This window comes from Caballeronia cordobensis (assembly GCF_001544575.2).
In the GTDB taxonomy this organism is placed as follows: Bacteria; Pseudomonadota; Gammaproteobacteria; order Burkholderiales; family Burkholderiaceae; genus Caballeronia; species Caballeronia cordobensis.
In genome coordinates, this window is sequence record NZ_FCNY02000023.1 from 1 (window position 1) to 25,755 (window position 25,755).

Consider the following 25,755-nt stretch of genomic DNA (forward strand, 5'->3'; position numbering starts at 1 on the left):
GCTGAGTCCTGTGATGTACAGAACTCAGCCCTTAGCGGCCTAGCCCAAAACTGTCCAACTTTGCGGGGTCAGTTCAGATTTCCGGGGCTTTTCAACTTAGGCGATGCGTTTCGCCAGCTCGACCGCCTTGCCGATATACGACGCCGGCGTCATCTCCAGCAGCAGTTTCTTCGCCTCGGCGGGAATCGCCAGTCCGCCGATGAACGTCTGCAGTGCCTCACGCGTGATGCCCTTGCCGCGCGTCAGTTCCTTCAACTGCTCGTACGGATTCTCGATGCCGTAACGGCGCATCACGGTCTGCACCGGCTCGGCGAGCACTTCCCACGTATTGTCGAGGTCTTCGTTCAGACGCGCCGCGTTCACTTCGAGCTTGTCCAGACCGCGGATCAGCGCGTCGTACGCAAGCAGCGAATAGCCGAACGCCACGCCGATATTGCGCAGCACCGTCGAGTCCGTCAGGTCGCGCTGCCAGCGCGAGATCGGCAGCTTGTCGGCGAGATGGCGCAGCGTCGCGTTCGCGAGACCGAGATTGCCTTCCGAGTTTTCGAAGTCGATCGGGTTGACCTTGTGCGGCATCGTCGACGAGCCGATTTCGCCGGCCTTCGTCCTCTGCTTGAAGTAGCCGAGCGAGATGTAGCCCCAGACGTCGCGGTCGAGGTCGAGAAGAATGGTGTTCGCGCGCGCGACGGCATCGAACAGTTCGGCCATGTAATCGTGCGGCTCGATCTGGATCGTGTATGGATTGAACGTCAGCTTCAGGCGATTTTCGACGACATCCTTCGAAAACGCTTCCCAGTCGAACTCCGGATACGCCGACAGATGTGCGTTGTAGTTGCCGACCGCGCCGTTCATCTTGCCGAGCAGCGGCACACTGGCGACACGCTCGATCGCGCGCGACAGACGCGCCGCCACGTTCGCGATTTCCTTGCCGAGCGTCGTCGGGCTGGCGGGCTGGCCATGCGTGCGCGAGAGCATCGGCTGTTCCGCGTGCATGTGCGCGAGCTTCACGAGACGCTCATGCACCGAGCGCAGCGCGGGCAGGATCACGCGTTCGCGCGCGCCGGCGAGCATCAGTCCGTGCGACGTGTTGTTGATGTCTTCCGACGTGCACGCGAAGTGGATGAACTCGCTCGCGCGTTCCAGTTCCGGCTGGCCCTTGACCGATTCCTTGAGCCAGTATTCGACGGCCTTGACGTCGTGATTGGTGACGCGCTCGATGTCCTTGATGCGCGCGGCGTCGTGCGCGGTGAAACGTTCGGCCAGATCGAGCAGGAATTTTTCCGACGCATCGGAGAAGCGCGGCACTTCGTCGAAGCCCGCGCGCGACAACGCGATCAGCCAGTGGATCTCGACCGTCACGCGATGACGCATGAACGCTGCTTCGGAAAGCCAGTCGCGCAGCGCTTCGGTCTTGGCGGCGTAGCGGCCGTCGAGCGGCGAGAGCGCGGTGAGCGCAAAGAGGGTATCGGGACGGATATCGGACATGATTGAGGCGCAGCCGGAAGGAAAAGACGGGAGAACCGCGCATTTTACCATCGGATGCGTCCCAATCCCCGACGCTCAGCGGCTTCGCAGTTCGTCGTCCAGCGCCTGCAATTGCGCGGGCGTGCCGACGTTTTCCCAGCGGCCCCCGTAGAGTTCGCCGCTCGCACGCCCGGTCGCGATGGTTTCGCGATAGTAGGGCGTGAGCGCGCGGCGCGTGCCGGGCGCGAGATCGCGGAACATGCGCGTGTCGTAAAGACCGATGTTGCCGAAGGTGAAGCGCGGCTCGCCATCGAGCGCGAGCGAGCCGTCGTCGCGCAGGGCGAAGTCGCCTTTGGCGTGAAATGGCGGGTTCGGCACCATCACGAGATGCATGCCGGGTTCATCGAGCGCCGACAGGGCGGCCGCGCGGTCGCGAAGCGCGGAGTAATCGAAATCGCAAAACACGTCGCCGCTCACCGCGATGAACACGCCATCGCCGATCAGATGCAGCGCCTTCGCGATGCCGCCCGCCGTTTCCAGCGCCTCGGACTCCGGCGAATAGCGCAATGCGACGCCCCAGCGCGAACCATCGCCGAGCGTGGATTCGATCTGCGCCCCGAGCCACGCATGATTGACGACGATCGTCTCGACGCCCGCCGCCGCCAGCCGCTCGATCTGCCAGACGATTAGCGGCTTTCCGCCGGCTTGGAGCAGGGGCTTCGGACAGGTATCGGTGAGCGGGCGCATGCGTTCGCCGCGTCCGGCGGCGAAGATCATCGCCGTCTTGATCGATTGATTCATGCGCCGTCAGAACGTGTAGCCGACTTCGATCGCGCGGCCTTCGAGCGAATCGAGCAGGCGCACGAACGGCCACAGCGGCGCGTAGCGCTCTGCGACCTTGCGCGCATAGCCGATGAAGCGCGGCAAGTCGGAGAGATAGCGCGGCTTGCCGTCTCGGTAGTGGATGCGCGCGAACAGTCCCAGCACTTTGATGTGCCGCTGCAGGCCCATCCATTCGAGCTGGCGGTAGAACTCGCCGAAATCCGCATCGACGGGCAAGCCGGCCTTGCGCGCGCGCTCCCAGTAATACGCGAAGCAGTCGAGCTGAAACTCCTCGTCCCAGCTGATGAACGCGTCGCGCAACAGCGAGGCCATGTCGTAGGTGATCGGGCCGTAGACGGCGTCCTGAAAGTCCAGCACGCCCGGATTGGGCTCGCAGACCATCAGATTGCGGGGCATGAAGTCGCGCAGCATGAACGTCTGCGGCTGATTCAGCGCGCTGCCGACGAGCAGCGTGAACGTGTCGTCGAGCGTCTTGCGTTCTTCGGCGGTGACGTCGCGGCCGAGATGCCGCCCGATGAACCACTCGGGCATCAGCTCCATCTCGCGGCGCAGGAACGCTTCGTCGAACGGCGGCAGCACGCCTTCGCGCGCGGTTTGCTGGAAGCGGATCAGCGTGTCGATCGCGGCGCGCATCAGCGGGCGCGCGTTCTTCTCGTCGAGCACGGAAATGTAGGTCGTCGTGCCGAGATCGGTCACGAGCATGAAGCCGGCTTCGAAATCGACTTCGAGGATTGCCGGCACATGAACGCCCGCCGCGTCCAGCAAGCCTGCGACCTGCACGAACTCGCGGCATTTTTCCGGCGGCGGCGCATCGACGGCGATGAGCGTCTTGCCATGCTCCGAGTCGCTTTCGAGCCGGAAATAGCGGCGAAAGCTGGCGTCCGCCGAGGCGGGCGCGAGACTCGCGAGGTTCAGCCGGTACGGTCCGGCGATGTTTTCAAGCCACGAGCGGAGTTGATCGAAACGGGCGTCGGAAGGAATGTGCGTCATAAATTCGAGAGGCAAAACATCTTGCCATATAATACCCCACGACTTTTTTAAGCGATCCGTTTCACGCCTGGCGCCAGGCTCCCGACGACTGCGAGCGTCACCGCTTAAGCAACGGACCGTCAAGTTCGGCTGCGCAGGAGCGCGGCTGTCTGCTCCGCGACATCGAGCGCGTGGGACGCGAACGGGATCGAACCGCCACCCATACATGCCGCCACGACAGTTTCCCGTATCGAAAATCCAAGGCGACGACAAGCCACGCAGGCGGCGGCTCGTTGCCGCGCTTCTGTCCGTTCCGGGTCTGATGCCCGCTCTCGCGCATGCCCAGCTCGCGGGCGACGCCGCGTATCCCCAGCCGCTCGACGGCCCCGGCAGCCTGCGCCTCGCGCCGCAACTCGAAGAGCGCCCGCTGCAAGGCGGCCAGCAGCCATCGACCTTCCTGCTGAGCGACAAGGCCACGGGCACGTCCGACGAAGACATGGCGGCGAAAGGCGCGGCGGAAATCCGGCGCACGGTGACGGTCATCAAGGGCGACGCGCTGCATTACGATCAGGATACGGACATGGCCGATGCTTTCGGCAATGTCAGGCTGATCAACAACGGCGTATCGTTCATCGGTCCCGAAGCGCATCTGAAGGTCGAGGCCAACGAAGGGTTCATGACGAACCCGAAGTACCACTTCAACCTGACGGGCGGCTCGGGCAGCGCCGAGCGCATCGACATGATCGACAACGAGCGCACGCGCGTCGATCACGGCACGTACACCGCGTGCCAGTGCGAATCCGATCCGGCGTGGTACATCAAGGGCACGTCCTTCGACTTCGATACCGGCGCCGATGACGGCATCGCGCACAACGGCGTGCTGTTCTTCCAGGGCGTGCCGGTGTTCGCGAGCCCGTGGCTGTCGTTTCCGCTCACGAGCGGCCGTCGCAGCGGCCTCCTGCCGCCGACCTTCTCGGTCAGTTCCACGACGGGCGTCGAACTGACGGTCCCGTACTATTTCAATATCGCGCCGAATCGCGATCTGACCATCACGCCGCGCATCATGACGCGCCGCGGCGTGCTCATGGAGGGCAATTACCGCTATCTGTCGCCGACGTATTCGGGCTCGCTCGACGTCAACTATCTGCCGAACGACCGTGAGACGCATACGAACCGCTATGCGATCTTCTGGCAGCACCGGCAGAATTTCGGCGGCGGCTTCGGCGGCTACGTCAATTACAACAAGGTCTCGGACGATCAATATCCGGAAGACCTGGGCAACGCGTCGAATCAGTTCCTGAACGGCACGCAGCTGCTGTATCAGCAGGAAGCGGGGCTCACGTACAACAACGGCCCGTGGTCCGTGCTCGCGCGCGAGCAGCGCTGGCAGACGCTTCAGCCCTCGACGCCGCCGTACGCGCGCGAGCCGCAGGTGAACGTTCAGTACAACAAGTACAACGTCGGCGGCTTCGACTACGGCTTCGAGGCGGACGCCACGCGCTTCACGATCACCACCGAAGGCGCGACCGACGGCAACCGGCTGTACTTCAATCCGTACCTGAGCTACGGAGTCAATGCGCCGGGCTATTTCGTCACGCCGAAGGTGCAGTGGCATTTCGCGTCGTACGACCTGAGCCACATCGCGACGAGCCAGGTCGCGGGCTCGTCGCCGCCGGTGACGGGGCAGCCGAAGAATTTCACCGAGTCGATTCCGACCATCAGCTTCGATACGGGGCTCGTGTTCGACCGCTCGGTGCGGCTTTTCGGTCAGGATTACATCCAGACGCTGGAGCCGCGGCTCTATTACGTCTACACGCCGTATCACAATCAGGACTTCGCACCGATCTTCGATACGGCCGAAGCCGACTTCGGTCTGGCCGAGATCTACACGCCGAACACGTTCGTCGGCAACGACCGGATCGCCGACGCGAACCGCCTCACCGCCGGCCTGACGACGCGCTTTATCAACCCGGCGACGGGCGACGAGCGCGCGCGTTTCGTCATTGCGCAACAGTATTATTTCCAGAGCCAGCGCGTCACGATTACGCCGGGCCAGGAGCCGGGCCAGGCGAAGCACTCGGACCTGATCGCGGGCGCGGCCATCAAGCTGGGCGCTGGTTTCGCTTCGGAAACTGCGTTCCAATATAATGTGGACAACAACCAGCTCGTGCGTTCGAGCATCGGTTTCGCGTTCAGCCCCGGCGAGCGCAGGGTCGTCAACGTCGGCTATCGCTACACGCGTTCGAACCAGACCACGCTCGCAAACGAGCCGATCAACCAGATTCTGTTGTCCGGCGAGTGGCCGCTCACGAATCGCCTCTATGCCGTTGGCCGCGTAAATTATGATCTCGCGAGCCATCGTCTCGTCGACGGGCTCGTGGGCTTCCAGTACGATGCCGACTGCTGGGCGTTCGGCTTCGGCATGCAGCGTTACGCGAACGGCGTGAATACCTCCGGCCAGCCTGCATCGGGCACGCGCGTGCTCGCGCAGTTGACGTTCAAGGGCCTGTCGAACGTCGATAACGGGCTCGTCAGCGCATTCCGCGCGAGCGTGCAGGGTTATCAGCCGCCACCGCCGGCGGCGCCGCCGCTCTCCCGGTACAGCGATTACGAGTGAGGCCGGGCCGGGCGTTCGCGCACGGCAGGCAGCGCGGGGCGGCAGAGCGCCGCGCCGGTGGCCGCGCGGCGGCACACACAAGCAGGACACGAACGGGTGCAGCCCGTATTTGATGGAGTATCTGTGGCAAACGTGAATAAGTTTCGATCGATGGCAATTGCAGCGGGCGCACTCGCTGCCGCGCTGGTCCTGAATTCGCCGGCCGGTGCGCAGGCGTTGTCGAACCGCAATGCGCAGCTCGCCGATTCCGTCGTCGCGGTCGTGAACGACGGCGTCATCACGCAGCGCGAACTGCAAGAGCGCACGGCGCTCATCGCCAAGCGTCTGCAGCAGCAGAACGCGCCGGTGCCGCCCGCGGACCAGTTGCAGCGTCAGGTGCTCGATCAGATGGTGCTCGAACGCATCCAGTTGCAGCGCGCGAAGGAAGACGGCATCGTCATCGACGACGCCACCGTCAACCGTACGCTCTCGCGTCTCGCGCAACAAAACCAGATGACGCTCGACGTCTACCGGTCGCGCATCGAGGCACAGGGCGTGCCCTGGTCGACCTTCGTGCGCGACGCGCGCACGGAACTCACGCTCTCCAAGCTGCGCGAGAAGGAAGTGGACAGCAAGGTCACCGTGTCCGACGGCGAAGTGGCGAACTACATTGCGAGCCAGCGTGGTCCGGGCGCGCGCAATGCGAGCGATCTGCGTTTGCAGCACATCATGTTCAAGCTCCCGTCCGACGCCCCCGAAGCCCAGGTTCAGGCCGTCCAGGCGAAGGCCGACGCGGTGCTGAAGCAGGCGCAAGGCGGCGCCGATTTCGCGAAGCTCGCGAAGGACAATTCGCAGGACACCGACGCCAGCAAGGGCGGCGATCTCGGCTTCCGCGCGCCGGGCACGCTGCCGGCGGGCATCGTGACGGCCGTCACGCCGCTGCGGCCAGGCCAGGTCGTGCCCACGCTTTTGCGCACCGACGGCGGCTTCGAGATCGTCAAGCTGGTGGATCGCCGCGCGAGCCAGGGCACGCCGGGCGATGCGCCGAAGCTCGTGCAGACGCACGTGCGTCACATTCTGCTGCGCGTGTCGGACGGCATGTCGGAACAGTCTGCGCGCCAGAAACTGCTCGACATCAAGCAGCAAGTCGCGAACGGCGGCGACTTCGCCAACTTCGCGCGCACGTATTCGCAGGACGGTTCGGCCTCGCAGGGCGGCGATCTCGGCTGGATCAGCCCGGGCGAAACCGTGCCCGAATTCGAGCGCGCCATGAACAATCTCCAGGACGGCGCCGTCAGCGATCCGGTGCGCAGCGAGTACGGCTATCACCTGATTCAGGTGCTCGGCCGCCGCGATGCCGAAGGCTCGGCGTCGCAGCAACTGGATATCGCGCGTCAGGCGATCGGCCAGCGCAAGGCCGAGCAGGCGTATTCGGACTGGCTGCGCGAACTGCGCGATACCGCCTACGTGCAGTACAAGGGCATCGCTGCCCAACAGCAGTAACACCATGAGCGCCGCCGCCGGTTCCGCTTCCGACCGACCGCTCGCCATCGCGATCACGACTGGCGAGCCGGGCGGCGTCGGTCCGGAACTCACGGCGGCCGCGCTCGCAGCGGCGCGCGAGCGCTGGCCGTCGGCGCACTTCACGGTGCTCGGCGATCGCGAGTTACTGACCGCGCGCGCGGGCGGCGCGTGGCCCGCGGCAATCGAGATCGAACATCACGCGCTCGCCGTACCCGCGCAAGCCGGCAAGCTGAATGCGGCGAACGGGCGCTATGTGCTCGGCCTGCTCGATGCCGCCATCGACGGCGCGGTATCGGGCCGCTTCGACGCCATCGTCACCGCGCCGCTCCAAAAAAGCACGATCAACGATGCCGGCGTGCCTTTCACCGGCCACACCGAATATCTCGCCGAGCGCACGAACACCCCGCGCGTCGTCATGATGCTGGCGGGCACGGGCGAGCGTCCGTTGCGCGTCGCGCTCGCGACCACGCATTTGCCGCTGAAGGACGTGTCGTCGGCGCTCAGCATCGACGGGCTCGTCGAAACGCTGACCATCGTCGATCACGCTCTGCGCGCGCATTTCGGTCTTGCGGCGCCGCGCATCCTCGTGACCGGCCTCAATCCGCACGCGGGCGAAAACGGCTATCTGGGCCGCGAGGAAATCGACGTCATCACGCCCGCGCTCGAACGCGCCCGCGCGCGCGGCATCGACGCACCCGGTCCGTATCCGGCCGATACGCTGTTCCAGCCGCGCTATCTCAAAGACGCCGACTGCGTACTCGCGATGTTTCACGATCAGGGCTTGCCCGTGCTGAAGTACGCGACGTTCGGCGAAGGCATCAACGTGACGCTCGGTTTGCCGATCATCCGCACGTCGGTGGATCACGGCACCGCGCTCGATCTCGCGGGCACGGGCCGCGCCGATCCGGGCAGCATGATCGCCGCGATCGACGCCGCCGTCACGATGGCGCGCCACAAGCGCAGCGCCTGAACGCGCGCGCATTCATCCGAACCAGTATGTCGACCAAACACCAAGGCCATTTCGCTCGCAAGCGCTTCGGGCAGAACTTTCTCGTCGATCAAGGCGTGATCGAATCCATCGTCGATGCCATCGCGCCCCGGCGAGGCGAGCGCATGGTGGAAATCGGGCCGGGGCTCGCGGCGCTCACCGAGCCGCTGATCGAGCGGCTCGCGACGCCCGAATCGCCGCTGCATGCGGTGGAGTTGGACCGCGACCTGATCGGCCGGCTGCAGAAGCGTTTCGGCGACAGGCTCGTCGTGCATTCGGCGGACGCGCTCGATTTCGACTTCGCCACGCTCGCGCTCGACGGCGACAAGCCGACGCTGCGTATCGTCGGCAATCTGCCGTACAACATTTCGAGCCCGCTGCTTTTCCATCTGACGACGTTCGCGCACAAGGTCGTCGATCAGCATTTCATGCTCCAGGACGAAGTGGTCGAGCGCATGATCGCGGAGCCCGCGAGCAAGGACTACGGGCGTCTTTCGGTGATGCTGCAATACCGCTATGTGATGGACAAGCTGATCGACGTGCCGCCCGAGTCGTTCAATCCGCCGCCGAAGGTGAATTCCGCGATCGTGCGCATGATTCCGTTTGCGCCGCACGAGTTGCCGGAAGTCGATGAAACCGCGCTCAGCGACGTGGTGAAGGCCGCGTTCGCGCAACGCCGCAAGGTCTTGCGCAACAACCTGAGTGCGTACCGCGACACGATCGATTTCGACGCCCTCGGCTTCGATCTCGCGCGCCGCGCCGAGGAAGTGCCGGTTGCCGAATTCGTCGCGCTCGCGCAGGCCATTCAGCGCTCGAAGGCCTGACCGCAGCCGGCATCCGAGAGCAGTTTCATCAGCCTTTCCAGTCGCGCGCGCTGCTCGCGCTGCAAGCCGCGCGTCGCGCTCACCTGCCGCACGCGCGTGCGCCAGTAAGTCTGGCCGAACAGCGAGTTGGCGCCTTCCGCCGAGAGCACGCGCTCCAGATGCCAGATCGCGGCATCGACATTCCGCGGCGTGTACGGGCTCGTGATCGTGGCCGCGGGTTCCCGTGGTCGTTCGAGTGTTGCATTCATCGTGATGGCCTCGTGTCGCGTTGATTCCGAGCGATGGATTCTGCGGGCGAGGCGGGACATATCGCGTCTCGAAGCGTCGTCCGAAACCGGGACGCGATGTGTCCGAATCGGCTGATATGATCATCGTCCCCATCGATGCGGGGCGCGAAGACATCCACAAAGGGAGGCAGTGCATGCGCTTCATACACGCGGCGGACATTCATCTCGACAGCCCGCTGCACGGCCTTTCCGCCTACGCGGATGCACCCGCCGACATGCTGCGCCAGGCCACGCGCGAGGCGTTCTCGAAGCTCGTGTCGGTGGCGGTGGACGAACGCGTCGATTTCATGGTGATCGCCGGCGATCTCTACGACGGCACCTGGCGCGATCACAACACGGGCATCTTCTTCTGCCGCGAGATGGGACGCCTGCGCCGCGCGGGCATTCCGGTCTACGTGCTGTTCGGCAATCACGACGCCGAAAGCGAAATGACGAGCCAGCTTCAGTTGCCCGACAACGTCCACACGTTTTCGACGAGAAAGCCGCAGACGTTTCGCATCGACGCGCTGAAGGTCGCGCTGCACGGCCACAGCTTCAAGGAGAAAGCGGTCACCACGAATCTCGTGACCGCGTATCCGCCGCCCGTGGCGGGCTATTTCAATATCGGCGTGCTGCATACCGCGCTCGAAGGCGGCTCGATGCACGCGAGCTACGCGCCGTGCTCCGTCGCCGAACTCCACGCAAAGGAATATCACTACTGGGCGCTCGGCCACGTGCACGATTACGCGATCTGGCAGGACGCATCGACGATCGTGTTTCCGGGCAATCTGCAGGGCCGCAACATCCGCGAGACCGGCCGACGCGGCGCGGTGATCGTCACCGTGTCGGAGGCGGAAACGGTCAGTGTCGAGCGGCTTTTCATCGATGTGCTGCGCTGGGAGTCCGTCACCGTCGATGCGTCGCAGGCGAACACGCTCGACGACGTCGCGCGCGCGGTCGGGCGTGCGCTCGAAGCGCTGGTCGAATCGTCGGCGTCGCTTGTGCCGCATGCCGTGCGCGTGACGATCACCGGCGCGACCGGCGCGCATGGCGAGCTTTTCGGTCTCGAAGCGCAACTGCGCGCGGAAGTGCTCGCGCAGATCGCGGCGATCAGCCACGACCGGCTGTGGCTGGAAAAAGTGAAGATCGCGACCGTGCCGCTCGTTCACGGCGAACCGGCCACCGGCCGCGCCGATGCGCTCGCCGATCTGCACGGCCTGCTGATCGAAGCCGAGTCGGACCCGGAATTCCTGAGCATGCTGAAGGACAAACTCATCGCGCTGGCGTCGCAGGCGCCGAGTGAATTGCAGAAGTTCGTGCCCGAACTGGAGCACGTGCGCAACGGCGAACTCGCGAAACTCGTGGGCGACGTGCGTTCCGGCCTGATCGCGCAGCTTGCGGACGCGGAGTAAGGCAATGCGCATCGGCACGCTCGAACTCATCCGCTATGGCAAGTTCACCGACCACGCTGTCGAGTTTCCGGCGGCGGAACACGACTTTCATTTCGTCGTCGGGCCGAACGAGGCCGGCAAATCGACCATCCGCAATGCGATCTCCGAATTGCTTTTCGGCATGCCGCACAGCTCGCCGCTCGCGTTCGTGCATCCGCAAAGCGACTTGCGGCTCGGCGCGTCGATCGAAACGGGCGGCGAGACCCTGGCGTTTCATCGCTCGAAAAGCCGCAAGGCGCCGCTTGCCATGGCCAACGGCGACGCGTTGCCCGCGGACGCGCTCGCGGCTTTTCTCGGCGCCGCCGACAAGGGTTTTTTCGAGCAGATGTACTGCCTCGATCACGACGCGCTGCGCCGTGGCGGAGAGGCGATTCTCGATGCGTCGAGCGATGTCGGGCAGGTGCTGTTTCAGTCGGCGGCAGGCATTGCCAGTCTCGGCGAAGTGCGCCAGCGTCTCGCGGACGAAGCCGATCGTCTTTGGGCAAAGCGCAAGTCGAGCGATCGCGCGTATTACGTCGGTTTGAAGCAGTACGACGAAGCCACCGCCGAACTCAAGGCGGCGAGCGTGAGAACGGCGCAATGGCGTCGCGCGCATGTTGCCGTCGAGGAGGCCGAGGAGCGGAGCCGCGAGCAGGACGCTCGCCGTGCAGAACTCGAAGCGCAGCGCGGCAAGCTAGAACGCGTGAGGCGTGTGGCGCCGTATCTGAACGTGTGGCGCGAGAAGGCGGCGGATTTGCGTGAACTCGGCGATGTCGTCGATCTGCCCGCGAACGCCGAGGCGACGCTGCACAGCGCGCTCACGCGCCTCGCGGCCGCGCAAACCGCACTGGACCTGCATGCCCGAACGGCGGACCAGTTGCAGGCGGACCTGAACGCGGTGCACATCGAGCAAGACCTCCTGGCCGCGCAATCGCGCGTTCGTGCGCTCGACGCCGCGCGGCAGCGCTGCGCGAATCACGCGAGTGATATCGCGCGGCTCGAACTGGAAGTCGAGATGGGTGTGCGGCACATTGCGCACGACGCCGCGCAGCTTGGCTGGCAGCCGGACGAAGCGGGCGCACGCCGCGCGATGCCCGGCGCGCTCGCGCTTCAGACGGTCACGAGCCTGATGCTCGAACGCGGCGAACTCGAACTCGCCGCGCGCAATGCTCAGCAGGCCGCCGATGACTGCGCGACGCAGATCGACATGCTGAAGGCGAGACTCGCGTCGATCGCGAGCGGCGAAGTGCCGCCGGGACTGCGTGCGGCGTGGCGTGCCGCGCAGAAGTATCGCGACGCGGGCGCGGCGCTGCAGCGTCTCGAAGACGCGAGGCGCGACGCGCAGCACACGCTCGACGCAGGTCTCGCATCGCTCGGACGATGGTCGCGCCCGATCGACGAATTGAAGTCGATGACGCTGCCTGCGGCGGAGCGCATCGCGGCATTGCGCGCGGAACGTCAGGAACTCGTGTCGCGGCTGTCGCTCGCCGCCGATCGCGCCCAGGAGGCGCAGGACACGCTGCACGCGACGCGCACCGAACTCGACGATCTCGTCGAAACGCACGATGTCGTCACCGCCGATCAGGTTCGCGATGCACGCACGACGCGCGATGCCGCATGGCGCGCGATCCGATCCGGCGATATTGCGCTCGATCAGAGCGCGCCCGGCTTCGAAACGGCGATGAACGCGGCGGATGGCCTCGCCGATCGTCAGCTCGGCTCGGTCGGACACGCGACCCAGCTCGCCGCGCTGAAGCGGCGCATCGCGAGTGAGGATGCGATGCTCGTTCGGCGCGAGCAGGCGGTGCGCGAAGCCGAATCGGCGTTGCAAAAGTTCGATGAAGCGTGGCGCGCGCTCGCGGAGCAATCGCAGATCGCAGGGATTTCACTCGACGATGCGCCGTCGTGGATCGCAGCGCGCGAGAAAGTGCTGACCGCCGCGCAAGCGCTCGATGCACGCACCGAGGAATGCTTGCGCGATTCCGCCGATGCCGCCGCGCGGCGCGACGAACTCGCGCGGCATCTGCAAGACGCCGATGCGCGCGCCGATCTCGACACGCTGTGCGGCATGGCCGAGGCGCATATCGCCGCGATCGACGAAGCCGCGGTCACGCACCGCAACGTTTCCGCGCAACTCGACGAAGCGCAAGCCGAACACATCGCGCGCCGAAGCGGGGCCAAAGCGGCGCGCGACGCATTCAAGCGCTGGCAGCGCGAGTGGTCAGCGGCGATCGCGAAGGCGGGCCTCGCGAACGCGGCGGATTCGCAGTCGGCGGCGGAAGCGGCCATCGACATCGTGAAGCGGATCGGCGAGCAGTTGACGCAGATCGATACGATGCGCGCCGGCCAGATCGCCGCGATGCGCGCGGCGCTCGACGCACTCGCCGCCGATGCGTCGCAGCTTGCGCGCGAACTCGACGATTCGCTCGCCACGCTCGATGCCGAAGCGACGGCGACGGCGCTCTCGGCGCGCCTCGAACGCGCATGCGCGGCGCATGCCGAACGCGAGCGCTTGAGGAAGGCGCACGCGGCCGCGAGCGAGCAGGTGAAGCGAGCCGGCGCCGACGTGGAAGAGGCGAAGGCAACGCTACGTCCGCTCTACGATCTGGCCGGCGTCGATGCGCCCGACGTGCTTCAGGCGTTGATCGCGCAATCGCAGAGAAAGCGCGATCTGAGCGCCGCCGCGGACGATGCCCGCGCCGCGCTCATCAAGGGCGGCGACGGTCTGACGCTCGACGAGCTCGTCGCCGAAGTGGAGGGCGCGGACATGGTGAACGTGCAGGCGGAGCTTTCGCGCATCGGCGCGGCGTTGTCAGAGTCGGTGCGCATCGCGACCGAGACGGCCACCGCGCTCGATGCCGCGCGTCGCGAACTCGATGCCATTTCGGGCGAAGCGAACGCTGCGCGCGCCGAAGCGAAGCGCCAGGAAGCGCTCGCCGCGATGTCCGATGCCGCCGAGCGTTTCGTGAAGGTCGAGACGGCATCGACGCTGCTCAAATGGGCCATCGATCGCTATCGCGAGCGCCGGCAGGGTCCGATGCTGTCGCGCGCGAGCACGATTTTCTCGACGCTCACGCTCGGCACGTTCTCGCGGCTCATCGTCGATTACGACCGGCAGCCGATGGCGCTGTCCGCGATCCGGGCGAGCGGCGAGCACGTCGATATTTCCGGGATGAGCGAAGGCACGCGCGACCAGTTGTACCTCGCGCTACGGCTCGCGGCGCTGGAAGAGCATGGCGAGAAGGCCCCGGCGCTGCCGTTCGTCGCCGACGATCTCTTCATCAATTTCGACGATGGCCGCGCGCGCGCCGGCCTCGCCGTGCTCGCGCAGATCGCGAAACGCACGCAGGTAATCTTTCTGAGCCACCACGATCATCTGGTCGAGATCGTTCGTGAGGTGTTCGGGCCGCGGGTCAACGTGCGCTACATGCGCTGACGAGCGGCGGCGTGCGTTACGCGTGCGTCTGACCGTAGCGGCTCGCGAGCTTGCGATAGTCATCGGCGAATTCGTCGCGCAAGCCTTTCGGCGCGAGGATTTCGACGCCCGCGCCGAGCGCGCGCAGCCACCAGCGCAGTTTCAGGCTTGGCGTCACGGTGCCGGTGACTTTCATGCGGCCATCGGGCAGCGTGTCGATGTGCTGATCCTTCGACATCGGCGATTCGCGCAACTGATTGCCCGCGTTGCCTTCGAAGGCGAGTTCGAGCAGCACGGGCGGTTCGGGCAGAAAGTCGAACACCTGCTGCGTCTCGATGTACTTGCGCAGCTTGAAGTCCTCGGGGTACGTGAAGGATTCGCCCGACTCCGTGACCGAGCGGATGCGATCGAGCCGGTAGAGCGTGCGCATCCACTCCGTTTCGCCTTTCTCCGGACGCGGCGCGCGATTCGGATCTTGCGCGACCATGTACATCACGCCGGCGGATTCGACGAGCGCGAGCGGCCAGAGCTTGCGCGTTTTCTGGGAATCGCCGCTGTCGTTCTTGTATGCGGCGCGGTACTGCACGAGCAGTTCGCGCTCGAAGAACGTGGCGGTCGCCACCGTCTGAAATATTTCGGGGCGTAGCTTCGGGCGGATCAGCGTGAAGGCGCCATCGACGGAATCGATCTTGTCCGCCCACGCGCGATAGATGCGGCTGTCCGCTTTTTCCTGCGACAGCCGCGACTCGGCCGCCTTGAAGAGCGGATCGATGTCGCGCGTGACCGCGTTGGGGAGCTTGTTGCCCGCGAAGCGCTGAAGGATGTGAAACGCGACGGCCTCCGACGCGCTCATCAGGCCGCTGACGCCTTCCTGCAAGCCATGCAGCCACGGCTTGCGCTGCCAGAGGAGTTCGCGTCCGTTGAGCATCGACACGACGCGCGCGTCGGCTTCGAGCGCGGTCAGATGGCGCTGCACTTTCTTCGTATAGCCGACGCGATGGCCGCGCTCTTCGAGCCGCTTGCGTATTTCGGGCGTCGAAAGCCAGGCGGTTGCGTCACGCTCAGTGGGCAGCACGCGGAGGATGGCTTCGTCGAGGCTGGAGGTCATGGGGAGCGGGGGAAGAGTTGACCTCGATTATAGGCAGTTTCGAGACATATCATGTCTCAATTGAATTGGGTGGATAGCCTGCCGGCTCGTTCGCTCAATTCGAACTACACCTTGTGGCGAAGCGATTCAGATGAAAAAGCACGAAGCCCAGTCACAAAGACTGGGCTTCGATCGAGGGGCGTTCGAGGCGCTTCAGGGAAGCTCGTCCCCGAGTGGCAGCACTTCCTGATGACAGGAATGACCGATCAAACTCTGCGTTTCACCGCGACGTCGCAATACATATCGCGGTGTAGTGCGAAGCCAACGATTTGCCAATCGTGTTCGACGAGTAACTCGTTCACCGCTCGAATGACCCCGTATGGCTCATTCGACAGATGGCTGTACATGATGTAGTCATTGAACACGATCGTACCGTTCGGTTTCGTTTTCCTGATGGCAATACTCGCGTCTCGAGCCACGTCTTCATAATCGTGCCCGGCATCGATGTACATCATGTCAAAGAAGTGGTCAGGATACCGGGGAACCGTGTCGTAGCTCAGCCCTTGTTCGGCCACCACACGATCGCCATACGCGCCGAAGCGATCCTTATAAAAGTCGAGGTGCGTCATTCCCTTGAACATGACCTCCGTCGGAATCCCCCAGCAAGACGGGTATTGATGCATGCCGAAAGTATCGAAAGCGACGAACTTGCTCGGCTCCAGCGTTCGGAGAATGAAGTTCGAGAACTCTCCGTTCGCGACGCCGACTTCAGCGATGACCCCACCCCGTAGTTCGGTCATCGATGACACGAGGTCGTACCTGTTCGCGAACAGTCGGGCATCGGCGCGGACTCGCTCGGATTTCAACTCACAATAAACAAATTGATGCATTGACACCTCGCGTAATGATTGTTTAATGAATCGCTGCTGCGATGATGCTACATGACCGTCTCGTCGGCTTCTGCCCAGGGCAAAACGGCACGGTCGACGAAGTGACCAAGCCTACCATTTGCGACGGAGAAACCCGGATGAGTTTGAGCCTGCTCTACCAGATATCGGGTTTACCCTCTGCGGCGTCGCAGTGCTGCATAATACGGACGTGGCAGTTTATGACATTCACGATGCACGCAAACGATTGGCAGATGTAATTGCCGCCTAAATAAGTTACTAGCGACGGCCCTGTCCGGCAGTTACCAAGGATCTTCATGGAGCGCTTACACGTGCAGCAACCTGACCCGTTTTCTCTGTTGCCAGAACGAAATTTTGGAGCGGGTGGTGAAGCGCGCCGTCTCGCCGATATCACACGCGCCTACTCTGATGAAACAGTCGTATGGCAAGAGGCGGTCTACGATGAAGCGAGAGTGATTGCGGAGCGCATTGGCGCCAAAAAAATCGTTGACCTGGGTGTAGGGGGAGGGCAGAAATTAGCTCGAAAATTCGACGGTTTCGACGCCGAGCTTTTGCAGGTTGATTGGGCCGATAACAGAGAAAGGACAGATTTGAACCTGCCCAGGTTCTTTCGAGCCAATCTGGAGGACGGTCCGGATCTCGATCGGCTGTTTCTCGAACTCAGCAGTGATAAGACGACGCTGATCATCCTGTCTGATGTAATCGAGCATTTGGATGATCCACGCCTGCTCCTGAGGACGCTTCGCGCCGCGCTAAAGGTACATACCGGAAACCGTCTGGTGATATCGACGCCGGATCGCGAACGAGTCGATGGCCTGAGATCAAACTCCATTCCTGATAATCCGACTCATATCCGTCAATGGACGATCGTGGAATTCTCTTCCATGCTCGAGTCGTCTGGGTTTCGTGTGGATAGTATCAAGCTCGGACCTGACAACAAGTCCGACAAATCGCTTCGGACTATTATCGCTGAGGTGTCGTGTGACGCAGATTTTTATGCCGAATTTCTTCGAAAAAACAACCTTCCCCCAAGCTCGGACCACCTCGTCATAACGACAGAGCATTCGAATGCATTGTCGACAGGAGGCATTGGTACCTATTACCAGATGGCCGAGGAGCATTCCGGAAAGAAAAGAATTTTTCTTTACTGCGGCGGCGGCGGCTTACCGGAAGAGTGGGCGCGCTTCGCCGAGACATCCAGATGGCTACACTGTTCTGCTATATGCGGTCGCTCGAACGACAGCCTTCAGCAGATCGCTGATGTGAACCATCACGAGGTACTGAGCGCCACCCTTTGGACCGTCTTTATCTACGATGACATCAAGCTCATCGAGTATCAGGACTATCGCGGCATCGGCATTCATGTCGCGCAGGCGAAGCGGGCTCGCATGCTTCCGTCGAGCGTCTTTGTTTTGGCATACGCACACGGCAATCACCTTTATCTCGACCACGCTGCGGGTACGATCTCGCAAGAGCGCGAGCTCGCTGTCGACGCGCGGGAACGCCTGAGCATCGAACTGGCCGACTGTGCTGTATTTCCTTCCGCTTTTCTCAGGGACCTTTACCTCAACGTAGGCGGCTTCCAGCCACGTCGTCATGTACTTCAGCCATACCCGATAAAGATCACTGACTCCGATCTTGTTGAAACAGATTTTGGCAAGGTAACGACGATCGTTTTCTACGGGAAACACACTGAACAGAAGGGCTACTTCGATTTTTGTGATGCGGTCGTTGAGCTTTTCAAAAATCCGTCATACCGCGCAACGGCTAAGCAAATCAAGCGAATCGTCGTACTGGGGTCGACTGAGCCGGATTCTCGGTTGAGTGAGATTCCTGGTGTCGTCGTTGAATGCGGCTTTTATCCGCGCAATCGCGTCGTGGAGTTGCTCGCGAATCTTGCGTCGGAAGCCTTGGTCGTTCTTCCGTACAAGGGTGATAACCATCCGTTGTCGATATTCGAGGTGGTCGATACGCAGTGTCAACTGCTTGCCTATAAGGCAGGAGGCATTCCAGAACAGATTCCGGCGGAACTTCATGACCTTCTGCTTTCGGAACCCAACACAGAGGCGCTGGCCGCCGCAATGGATCGCTGCATCGCGCTACCGTTTTGGGAGAGATGCGACCTTATTCGTCGCACGAAGGCTTCTATCAGGTGGCACTACGATAATCACGGTCAAAGTTATTCAAGACTCATTGAGTCGTTCAAGCAGTACCAGCCGACTCCTGACGTAACTGGCGGCGGCGAGGTCAGCTTGATTGTTCCGAACTTCAATGGAACGGCCGCATTACTCGATGATGCGATTGTTGGAATACGCAATTCATTCAGGAAACCGCGTGTAGCAATCTTCGTTGATGATGCGTCGACGGAAGATAACTTCGCATTGTTGAAGAAGCACGGCGAGCACATCGAAGGGATTGCCACGGAGGTGATCCGCAACGATAAAAACCTCGGCCTGGCTGGAACGCGAAACGTAGGTCTGTCGCGCGTGACAACGCCCTATGTTTGCGCCCACGACAACGACAACATTCTGCTCAATCGATTCCTGGATATTGCTACGCGCGTATTAGACGAGAACCCTGAAGTCGCCGCGGTGACTTCATGGACGGTCGCCTTCAATGACGGAGACCAGTGGCAGGCGGGCAGTACTACCACGCTCAACTACAGATATCGCCCGATTGGAGCGGACGTAGGTCTTGGCTTGAAAGACAACACATTCGGCGACGCAATGGCTGTGTATCGTGTGGATGCTGTCCGTGAGATCGGCGGCTGGGATCAAACGTCAAAAGCGCTATGGGAGGACTGGCAGTTATTCCTTAAGCTTGCCACACATGGAAAGCAGATTTGGGTAATCCCGAAAGAGATGATTTTGTATCGGGTCAGGCCGACATCGATGTTGCGCTCTTACCCCAAGTTCAATGGATGGTTGCGAATCGCTAACGCTGTCCCCGGCATCCCGCCTAATCAGAAATACGGTCTGGCTCGAGCCATAACGACCCCGGATTGGAAGTTTGTTACGGAGCGTTTATCGCTGCAATGGCAGGTCAAGAATCTCTCTCTGGAGACGGGAAAACTCTCTCATGAGATCGAAAGGCTAACCAAGCAATGGTCCGCCGATGTCGCACACTTTTCCTCCGAAATCACGCAATGCCGACAGGAAATCGACAGGCTGTTGCCCGCCGAGATTGCTGCTCAGGAGATTCCCGCGCTACACAGGGAAATCGAGAGATTGAGTCAGATTGAGCGAAGCACAACGTGGCGAGCAACCCGTCGCCTACGCGAGTTCGCGGGTAAGCATCGCATCATCGCCGCTGTGCTACGACGCTTCACACGGGATGGCGCTGACATCACAGGAAAATAGTCACGCACGTGAATGCGTGACGAGTGTCGTATCGTTTGGGTGGACGTCGCGGACAAAGAGTGGCGGTCGAGAGACGAATCTCCTCGGCCTACCTCGTCCAGTACTTCGCGTCGGCTCAGAATGAGAGAGCAACTTTTGAGGGCTCGTATGGACGATTCGAAAATCAGTGGCCTTGATCCAAGAGCACTTTGTCTTGGAGATAGTTGCTTTCTCGATGATGAGTTTCTGCTGTCCACTAAAGAGTTGTTCTTTCGCTATTTCGGTGGAATGAGAAATAGTGGAACCAATTCGTACGAACTCGACCGGATTTCCTCGGCGATTTTTTATTTGAGATCGCTGCTAAAAAGAAAGGGAGTGACGGGAAAAAATAAGGTTGCATTGGAAATCGGTAGTGGAAAAGGCATGAAGTCGATTGCCTTGGCCGACCTCTTCGAAAGATATATTGGCATTGAAATAAATCAGCTTGATTTGCGCCAGGCAGAAGAGCGCAACAGAGAATTTGGAACGGGGAGCGTCGATTTTATCTGCGGTAATGCCACTGATATCCTCGAAAACGCAGACGCGCATGGTATCCCGCAAAAAATCGACGTCCTGATACTTTACGCTGTCCTGGAGCATCTCACGCTGCAGGAGCGTACGACAGTTCTGGAAATAGCTGACAAAGTGATGCAATCAGGTGGTCAAGTATTAGTGATGGAAGCGCCAAATCGGCTGATCCCCTTCGATTCACATACATTTCAGGGGCATTTTTTCAATTGGCTTCCGGATGAACCTGCAAACGAGTTGGCGCGTGCAGAGGCTCAAGATCCTCAAATAAAGAAAATGCTGATCCCGTGGCATGAACCTGATGCTCATGTCAGACTCGCTAGAGCCGGACGAGGCGTCAGCTATCATGATTTTTCAGATTTCCTGAGAGACCCCGAGAGTGGCTGCGCGTTCCTTGCCGATGGTTTTGACGTCGAGATGCTTAATATTGAGCCTTTCGACTATCAACAGTTCCAGCTTTTCGGATATCTCGATGCGAATGTGCAAAATGTAAATGCGTTCGTATTTAGCAGACGATGGCTCGACTTCATAATGGAGAAGAGGCGGCCGTATCGAAATTATCAAATAAAAAAATTTATTTCGCCGCACTGGCCAAATTGGGCTAAGTTCGATCGTCCGCCGCTGTTCTGGCAACCCGTGGCAGTGATTCTCTCGTCGTGCAATCCGCGCTGGACCTACGAAGCTGAAACGGAATTCGTTTCGGAAATAACACTCTTGTTCGGCGCACCGGAGAAGAGAGGTCGAATGCACATCTTCGTGAACGGCGGAAAGTTGTATGAGATCGACGTGCTCGGACTAGTCACATCGAAACCGACGATCTGGCATAACGACCATTCGGTAAAGCTCACCGTCAACACCGTCATTCAGGAACTGCGCATAGAGATCGATGTATCTGACGGTCCGATACTTTTTCAAGGGTGCGTCCTATCTATATCTTAGGACCTGGATGTGCTAACGGCTTGATACCGTCAAATCGGGCGTGTGTTTTTCGCACGTCCAACTCGGGTCACAATAGACGATTTGCTGCAGACTCCTAATCAATCGAATTTTTGCCGCCGGCCACAAAACAAAAAGCCCAGTCACGAGGACTGGGCTATCTGCTTGATTTCTTTGGTAGGCCGTACGGGATTCGAACCTGTGACCAACGGATTAAAAGTCCTCGTGTTCTCATGTTTATTGTTATTGATTGCCGTTGTGTAGGCGAGAAAATTTCAATTAAAACAATGGACTTTCGTCAAACCCACGGATTTCGATGTTGATCGAAATTCCTTCGTTGCCCTAGAATTTGCCTACACAGTGCCTACACGGGATAGGCGAATAGGCAAACGAATGGCAAAAACGAATCTCACGGCGGCGCGCGTGGCGTCGCTGCAATGCGAGCCGGGTAAGAAGCAGACGATCATCTTCGATGCGAAGACGCGCGGTTTCGGTTTGCGCGTGACGGCGGCGGGCGGGCGTTCCTACATCCTTGAAAGCCGTCTGCACGGTCGCACGGTGCGGCTGACGATTGGCGATCCGAGCAATTGGAAACTCGAAGACGCCCGTGAGCGCGCGGCGGAGTTTCGCGTGTTGCTCGACAAAGGCATTGATCCGCGAGAGCAAGAAGCGAAGGATCGCGCCGCCGACGAAGCGAAACGCGACGCCGCAAAACGGAAAGAGGCGACAGTCGGCGAAGCATGGGCTGCATATCTCGACTATCAATCCGAGCGCCAACGGCGCGGCGTTGACAAGGCTTGGGGCATGCGTCACATGGACGACCATAAGCGCCTTGCCGCAACGGGCGGCATGCAAAGGGCGCGCGCGAAAGAACTGACGCGACCGGGGCCGCTTGCCGAGCTGATGCCCTTGCGCCTGTCCGAACTCACAAGCCAGCGCATCGCGCAATGGCTCGACGGGCATCGCGTGGACCGTCCGACAATGGCAGCATTGGCGTTTCGCCTGCTCCGCGCGTTCATTCGCTGGTGCGACGACAGCGACAACGACGAAGGCCATGCACAGGCGGCGGCCCGGTATCGCGGAATCATTCCGGGCGACGTGTATAAGGCGCGTGCCGTGAAAGACGCGGTTTCACGTCCGAAAGCGAAGGACGGAGATTGTCTGCAGCGCGAGCAGCTTAGCGCGTGGTTCTCGGGCGTGCGTCAAATCGGAAACCCGGTGATCTCCGCCTACCTGCAAACTCTACTGCTGACCGGGCCGCGCCGCGAAGAACTGGCCGCGCTTCGCTGGACGGACGTTGATTTTCGTTGGGGCAGTCTGTCGTTGAGCGATAAGGTGGAAAGCGAGGGGCGCGTAATACCGTTGACGCCCTATGTGGCGTCGTTGCTGGCGACGCTGCCGCGTCGCAACGAATGGGTTTTCAGTAGCCCGCTATCCGAAGATGGAAGGCTGGCCGAACCGCGTATCGCACATAGAAAGGCACTACGCGCCGCCGGTCTGCCGCATATCTCGCTGCATGGTCTGCGCCGGTCGTTCGGCACGCTGTCCGAATGGTGTGAGGTGCCGGTCGGTGTGGTGGCGCAGATTCAAGGGCACAAGCCAAGCGCGATCGCCGAGAAGCATTACCGCCGCCGACCGCTGGACCTGCTGCGCATGTGGCACAACAAGGTTGAAGTGTGGATGCTGGAACAGGCGGGCATCGAGTTTGACGGCACGCAAGCGCAAACCGGGCTGCGCGCTGTGCAATAGCCGGAGCATAATCGCGGTACCCCGCCTAGCTCGACGGAGCAAAAAGCCGGTTCCCTTCGCCGGTCTGACGGGGCCTTCCTGAAGGGCGCGTTGGAGGGGCGCAAATGTCGAGCCGCGACATGTCAGCTTCTGCGCCGGATGGCGCGGAGGGCGAAACCAGTACCAGCGTTCAGCTAAGCCAATTCTTCTCGACGTTTCTCGTTCATTATCCACAGTTCGAACAGGCGTTCGCCGCGTTTGCCGCTGACGTGGGAAGACTGCTTGTCACGGCGTCGCAGACTCTCGCTCCCATCGTCAAAGGCTTCGCGGTCTTGCAGGCGAAAGATCGACGCGCCGAGGAGTTATCCAAACTGATTCACTCGGAAACTGAGGGCCTGTCATCCTTACAGGAACGCCTGACTGCCGAGCCTATTGACGCTTGGACGCTTATCGCGCTTATCAGTAAGGAGCGCGAGCTATCCGAGAGCGAATTGGAAAAGAGATTGGTGGCCGAGTACGCCGCTGATTCCACTGAACGCGGGCGCATCGGCGCGCACGGTCGGCACCATAGCGAGGCGACGGAGCGGAAACGGCGTGATCTCGAAGCGCACTGTCGCGAGCAGGCGGCGAGAATGGTCGACGGAAGACCGCTCTACCGATCAAAGGCTGCATTAATTCGTGACATTGCCGACCAATCAGAACGATTCGGCCTCAATGATTTTGGAGCCATAGCGAGGCGCATCGACGCGATGAATCTTCAGGTGCCACACTGGAAACGACGAAGAGCATCCAAGGCGACGACCGATTAATAGCTTTGCGGCGCAAAGCATGTTCTGTGCGGCGCGAGTCAGCTTCTATGCGTCGTACGACGCTTTCATTGGACATCTCAGCAACATTTAATGTCGTCATTGCCGATAGCGCTCGATGAGCGTTGGGGAATTCGATGACGAAAATTGCAGACACAAGCAGCCTGACACGCGACGATGCGCTGGACTGCTTTTCACGCGAAACAATCGCTGTGCTGATTGCTCGCGGTATTGAACCGAGCCTTACCACGGAGCAAGCTGCCGCCGCGCTGAACCGCAAGCCGCAGACCTTGCGCAAGTGGGCGTGTCTCGAATGTGGCCCGATTCGCCCTGTGCGTATCTGCGGACGGCTTGCATGGCGTGCGTCCGACATTCAACGCTTGTTGAACGGGGGCGCGGAATGACGCCCACTTCAGCAACGCTGCGATACGCCGCGATGATCTCCGCCGACAGCCCTGACGACGCCGAAGCGCTCGCGGCGGCGCGTGCTGAATTCTGGGCGCGTTGGCGGGCAGCCTCAACGCATCGCGCCGATACGCGCCGCGCATCCGCGAGGATACCTCTTCCGTACGCTTCATCTTGCAGAACTCCCCATCAACGCACGCAACAGTCTGAACCAACCGGCGCGTGCCGCCGCGCTGCCGAATCGCTACAGACGTGGTTTGAGCGCTGCATCGAGCGCGAACTGAACCGCTGCGAGCAAGGCATGACGCCGGAGGAATGGCGCGCACACTGCGACTGGATCGAGGACCACGCGCGCTGCTGTCTGTGGGAAGCACTCGAACGCCGCGCCGCGCGCGGTGAACTTCTCATCGAGAGGAAGCCATGCGCAACGCCGACGACTTAACGCGCTGCGCGGCACTGATCGAGTTCAACGACATGCGCCGCCAGCATATCGACGCCGCAACGCTGCGCGCCGCCAAACCGGATGCTGCGAAGGCAAATTCAGAAAGCAAGCGCGCGCATACGACCAACGCGGCGCGCGTCATCCTGCAGCGCGCCGCCGACGTGCAGCCGCAGCCGATTCGCTGGCTCTGGCCGGACTGGTTGCCAGCCGGGAAGCTGACGATTCTCGCGGGCGCGGCGGGCAGGGGAAAAACGACGCTCGCGCTAGCTTTTGCTGCGGTGGTCTCGCGTGGTGGGCGCTGGCCGGACGGCAGCGCGTGCGCCGACGGTGGAAACGTGCTCGTATGGTCAAGCGAAGACGACGTGTCGGATACGCTCGTGCCGCGCCTGATACTGGCCGGAGCCGACTTGAACCGCGTTCATTTCGTGTGCAATGTCAAAAGCGCAGACGGGGAACTCATGCCGTTCGATCCGGCGCGCGACATGCCACTGTTGAGCGAGCAAATCGCCGAAATCGGCGGCGCGCGGCTGCTGCTTGTCGATCCTGTATTGAGCGCGGTCAGCGGGGATGCACATCGCGCCAACGACGTTCGCCGCAACCTTCAGCCGCTTGTGGATCTCGCGGCGGCGCACGGTTGCGCGGTCATCGGCATTTCGCATTTCTCGAAGGGCACGCAAGGAAGAACGCCTGTCGAACGCGTCTTGGGTTCTCAGGCGTTCGGCGCGCTCGCGCGAATGGTGTTGGTCACGGCGAAGGACGAAGGCGCTGAACGGCGCATTCTGGCGCGCGCGAAGTCAAACGTAGCGCCCGACGATGGCGGGTTCGCCTACAGGCTGGAACGCCGCGAAGCGCTTCCGGGCATCGTGTCGAACTGCGTCGAATGGGGCGAGCGCATCGAAGGCAGCGCGCGTGAGATTTTGAACGAGGTCGAGCGCGATCCCGACATGGGCGGAGAATTCACGGAGCGCGATGAAGCCGCAGCGTTTCTGCGCTCTCTGCTGTCGGACGGTCCCTTGGCGGCAAAGCAGATCGAATCCGACGCGCGCGGAGCTGGTCATGCGTGGCGCACCATCGAACGGGCAAAGCGCGACATGGATATCGAGGCGCGCAAGATCGGGCAAAAGTGGGTCTGGGCGCTGCCATCCGAAGACCGCCAACCGGACGCCGAAGACCGCCAAGCGGATTAGCGTGGCGGTCTTGAATCTAGGTGGCGGTCTTC

General features: G+C 61.7%; 19 protein-coding genes. 13 read left to right on the forward strand and 6 right to left on the reverse strand.

Going from position 1 to position 25,755, the window contains the following annotated elements; genetic code table 11:
* Nucleotides 1-96: 96 nt before the first annotated feature.
* From purB to AWB70_RS31240, 3 genes are all read right to left on the reverse strand, one after another.
* On the reverse strand, nucleotides 97-1,485 hold the full coding sequence (gene purB, locus AWB70_RS31230; RefSeq protein WP_053568740.1) for an adenylosuccinate lyase: 1,389 nt from the start codon (nucleotides 1,483-1,485) through the stop codon (nucleotides 97-99).
* Between the two features lie 75 nt (nucleotides 1,486-1,560).
* Entirely contained in the window at nucleotides 1,561-2,265 is a 705-nt protein-coding gene (gene murU, locus AWB70_RS31235) for an N-acetylmuramate alpha-1-phosphate uridylyltransferase MurU (protein ID WP_053568739.1), read from the reverse strand.
* Nucleotides 2,266-2,271: 6 nt separating this feature from the next.
* On the reverse strand, nucleotides 2,272-3,297 hold the full coding sequence (locus AWB70_RS31240) for an aminoglycoside phosphotransferase family protein (RefSeq protein WP_053568738.1): 1,026 nt from the start codon (nucleotides 3,295-3,297) through the stop codon (nucleotides 2,272-2,274).
* Between the two features lie 205 nt (nucleotides 3,298-3,502).
* Between AWB70_RS31240 and AWB70_RS31245 the strand changes: the two genes are divergently transcribed.
* The 4 genes from AWB70_RS31245 (at nucleotide 3,503) to rsmA (ending at nucleotide 9,208) form a co-directional block, all read left to right on the forward strand.
* On the forward strand, nucleotides 3,503-5,893 hold the full coding sequence (locus AWB70_RS31245) for an LPS-assembly protein LptD (RefSeq protein ID WP_053568737.1): 2,391 nt from the start codon (nucleotides 3,503-3,505) through the stop codon (nucleotides 5,891-5,893).
* Between the two features lie 150 nt (nucleotides 5,894-6,043).
* Nucleotides 6,044-7,375 carry a peptidylprolyl isomerase gene (locus AWB70_RS31250; protein WP_053568736.1) on the forward strand — a complete coding sequence of 444 codons (1,332 nt, stop codon included), beginning with the start codon at nucleotides 6,044-6,046 and terminating at the stop codon, nucleotides 7,373-7,375.
* A gap of 4 nt (nucleotides 7,376-7,379) precedes the next feature.
* Nucleotides 7,380-8,366 carry a 4-hydroxythreonine-4-phosphate dehydrogenase PdxA gene (gene pdxA / locus AWB70_RS31255; protein ID WP_053568735.1) on the forward strand — a complete coding sequence of 329 codons (987 nt, stop codon included), beginning with the start codon at nucleotides 7,380-7,382 and terminating at the stop codon, nucleotides 8,364-8,366.
* 26 nt (nucleotides 8,367-8,392) lie between these two features.
* Nucleotides 8,393-9,208, forward strand: a complete 816-nt coding sequence (gene rsmA, locus AWB70_RS31260; RefSeq protein WP_053568734.1) for a 16S rRNA (adenine(1518)-N(6)/adenine(1519)-N(6))-dimethyltransferase RsmA — start codon at nucleotides 8,393-8,395, stop codon at nucleotides 9,206-9,208.
* Here rsmA and AWB70_RS31265 read toward each other — a convergent pair.
* On the reverse strand, nucleotides 9,190-9,456 hold the full coding sequence (locus tag AWB70_RS31265) for a hypothetical protein (RefSeq protein ID WP_053568733.1): 267 nt from the start codon (nucleotides 9,454-9,456) through the stop codon (nucleotides 9,190-9,192). The two genes, rsmA and AWB70_RS31265, sit on opposite strands and share 19 nt — an antisense overlap.
* A 173-nt stretch (nucleotides 9,457-9,629) precedes the next feature.
* Between AWB70_RS31265 and AWB70_RS31270 the strand changes: the two genes are divergently transcribed.
* A complete protein-coding gene (locus AWB70_RS31270) occupies nucleotides 9,630-10,886 on the forward strand; it encodes a metallophosphoesterase family protein (RefSeq protein ID WP_053568749.1) in 1,257 nt (418 codons plus the stop codon).
* Nucleotides 10,887-10,890: 4 nt separating this feature from the next.
* Nucleotides 10,891-14,340, forward strand: a complete 3,450-nt coding sequence (locus AWB70_RS31275) for an ATP-binding protein (RefSeq protein ID WP_053568732.1) — start codon at nucleotides 10,891-10,893, stop codon at nucleotides 14,338-14,340.
* A 16-nt stretch (nucleotides 14,341-14,356) separates the two neighbouring features.
* Here the strand turns inward: AWB70_RS31275 and AWB70_RS31280 are convergent, their stop codons facing one another.
* Both AWB70_RS31280 and AWB70_RS31285 read right to left on the reverse strand, forming a co-directional pair.
* Nucleotides 14,357-15,427 carry a helix-turn-helix transcriptional regulator gene (locus AWB70_RS31280; protein WP_053568731.1) on the reverse strand — a complete coding sequence of 357 codons (1,071 nt, stop codon included), beginning with the start codon at nucleotides 15,425-15,427 and terminating at the stop codon, nucleotides 14,357-14,359.
* A gap of 245 nt (nucleotides 15,428-15,672) precedes the next feature.
* Nucleotides 15,673-16,296, reverse strand: a complete 624-nt coding sequence (locus AWB70_RS31285) for a class I SAM-dependent methyltransferase (RefSeq protein ID WP_053568730.1) — start codon at nucleotides 16,294-16,296, stop codon at nucleotides 15,673-15,675.
* A gap of 329 nt (nucleotides 16,297-16,625) precedes the next feature.
* Here AWB70_RS31285 and AWB70_RS31295 point away from each other — a divergent pair, with 329 nt between their 5' ends.
* The 7 genes from AWB70_RS31295 to AWB70_RS31320 all read left to right on the forward strand — a co-directional run bounded on the left by AWB70_RS31295 (nucleotide 16,626) and on the right by AWB70_RS31320 (nucleotide 25,723).
* On the forward strand, nucleotides 16,626-19,673 hold the full coding sequence (locus AWB70_RS31295; protein WP_159680347.1) for a glycosyltransferase: 3,048 nt from the start codon (nucleotides 16,626-16,628) through the stop codon (nucleotides 19,671-19,673).
* A 147-nt stretch (nucleotides 19,674-19,820) separates the two neighbouring features.
* Complete coding sequence (locus tag AWB70_RS31300; protein ID WP_075644236.1) at nucleotides 19,821-21,158, forward strand: class I SAM-dependent methyltransferase; 1,338 nt, start codon at nucleotides 19,821-19,823, stop codon at nucleotides 21,156-21,158.
* A 390-nt stretch (nucleotides 21,159-21,548) separates the two neighbouring features.
* Nucleotides 21,549-22,904: a tyrosine-type recombinase/integrase gene (locus tag AWB70_RS31305; RefSeq protein WP_053568726.1), complete on the forward strand. Its 1,356-nt coding sequence runs from the start codon at nucleotides 21,549-21,551 to the stop codon at nucleotides 22,902-22,904.
* Between the two features lie 104 nt (nucleotides 22,905-23,008).
* A complete protein-coding gene (locus AWB70_RS31310; protein WP_053568725.1) occupies nucleotides 23,009-23,692 on the forward strand; it encodes a hypothetical protein in 684 nt (227 codons plus the stop codon).
* A 134-nt stretch (nucleotides 23,693-23,826) separates the two neighbouring features.
* Complete coding sequence (locus AWB70_RS31315; RefSeq protein WP_159680350.1) at nucleotides 23,827-24,093, forward strand: helix-turn-helix domain-containing protein; 267 nt, start codon at nucleotides 23,827-23,829, stop codon at nucleotides 24,091-24,093.
* Between the two features lie 32 nt (nucleotides 24,094-24,125).
* Nucleotides 24,126-24,536 carry a hypothetical protein gene (locus AWB70_RS38540; RefSeq protein ID WP_143281727.1) on the forward strand — a complete coding sequence of 137 codons (411 nt, stop codon included), beginning with the start codon at nucleotides 24,126-24,128 and terminating at the stop codon, nucleotides 24,534-24,536.
* A complete protein-coding gene (locus AWB70_RS31320; protein ID WP_053568724.1) occupies nucleotides 24,515-25,723 on the forward strand; it encodes an AAA family ATPase in 1,209 nt (402 codons plus the stop codon). Before AWB70_RS38540 ends, AWB70_RS31320 begins: the two co-directional genes overlap by 22 nt.
* Nucleotides 25,724-25,755 lie beyond the last annotated feature (32 nt).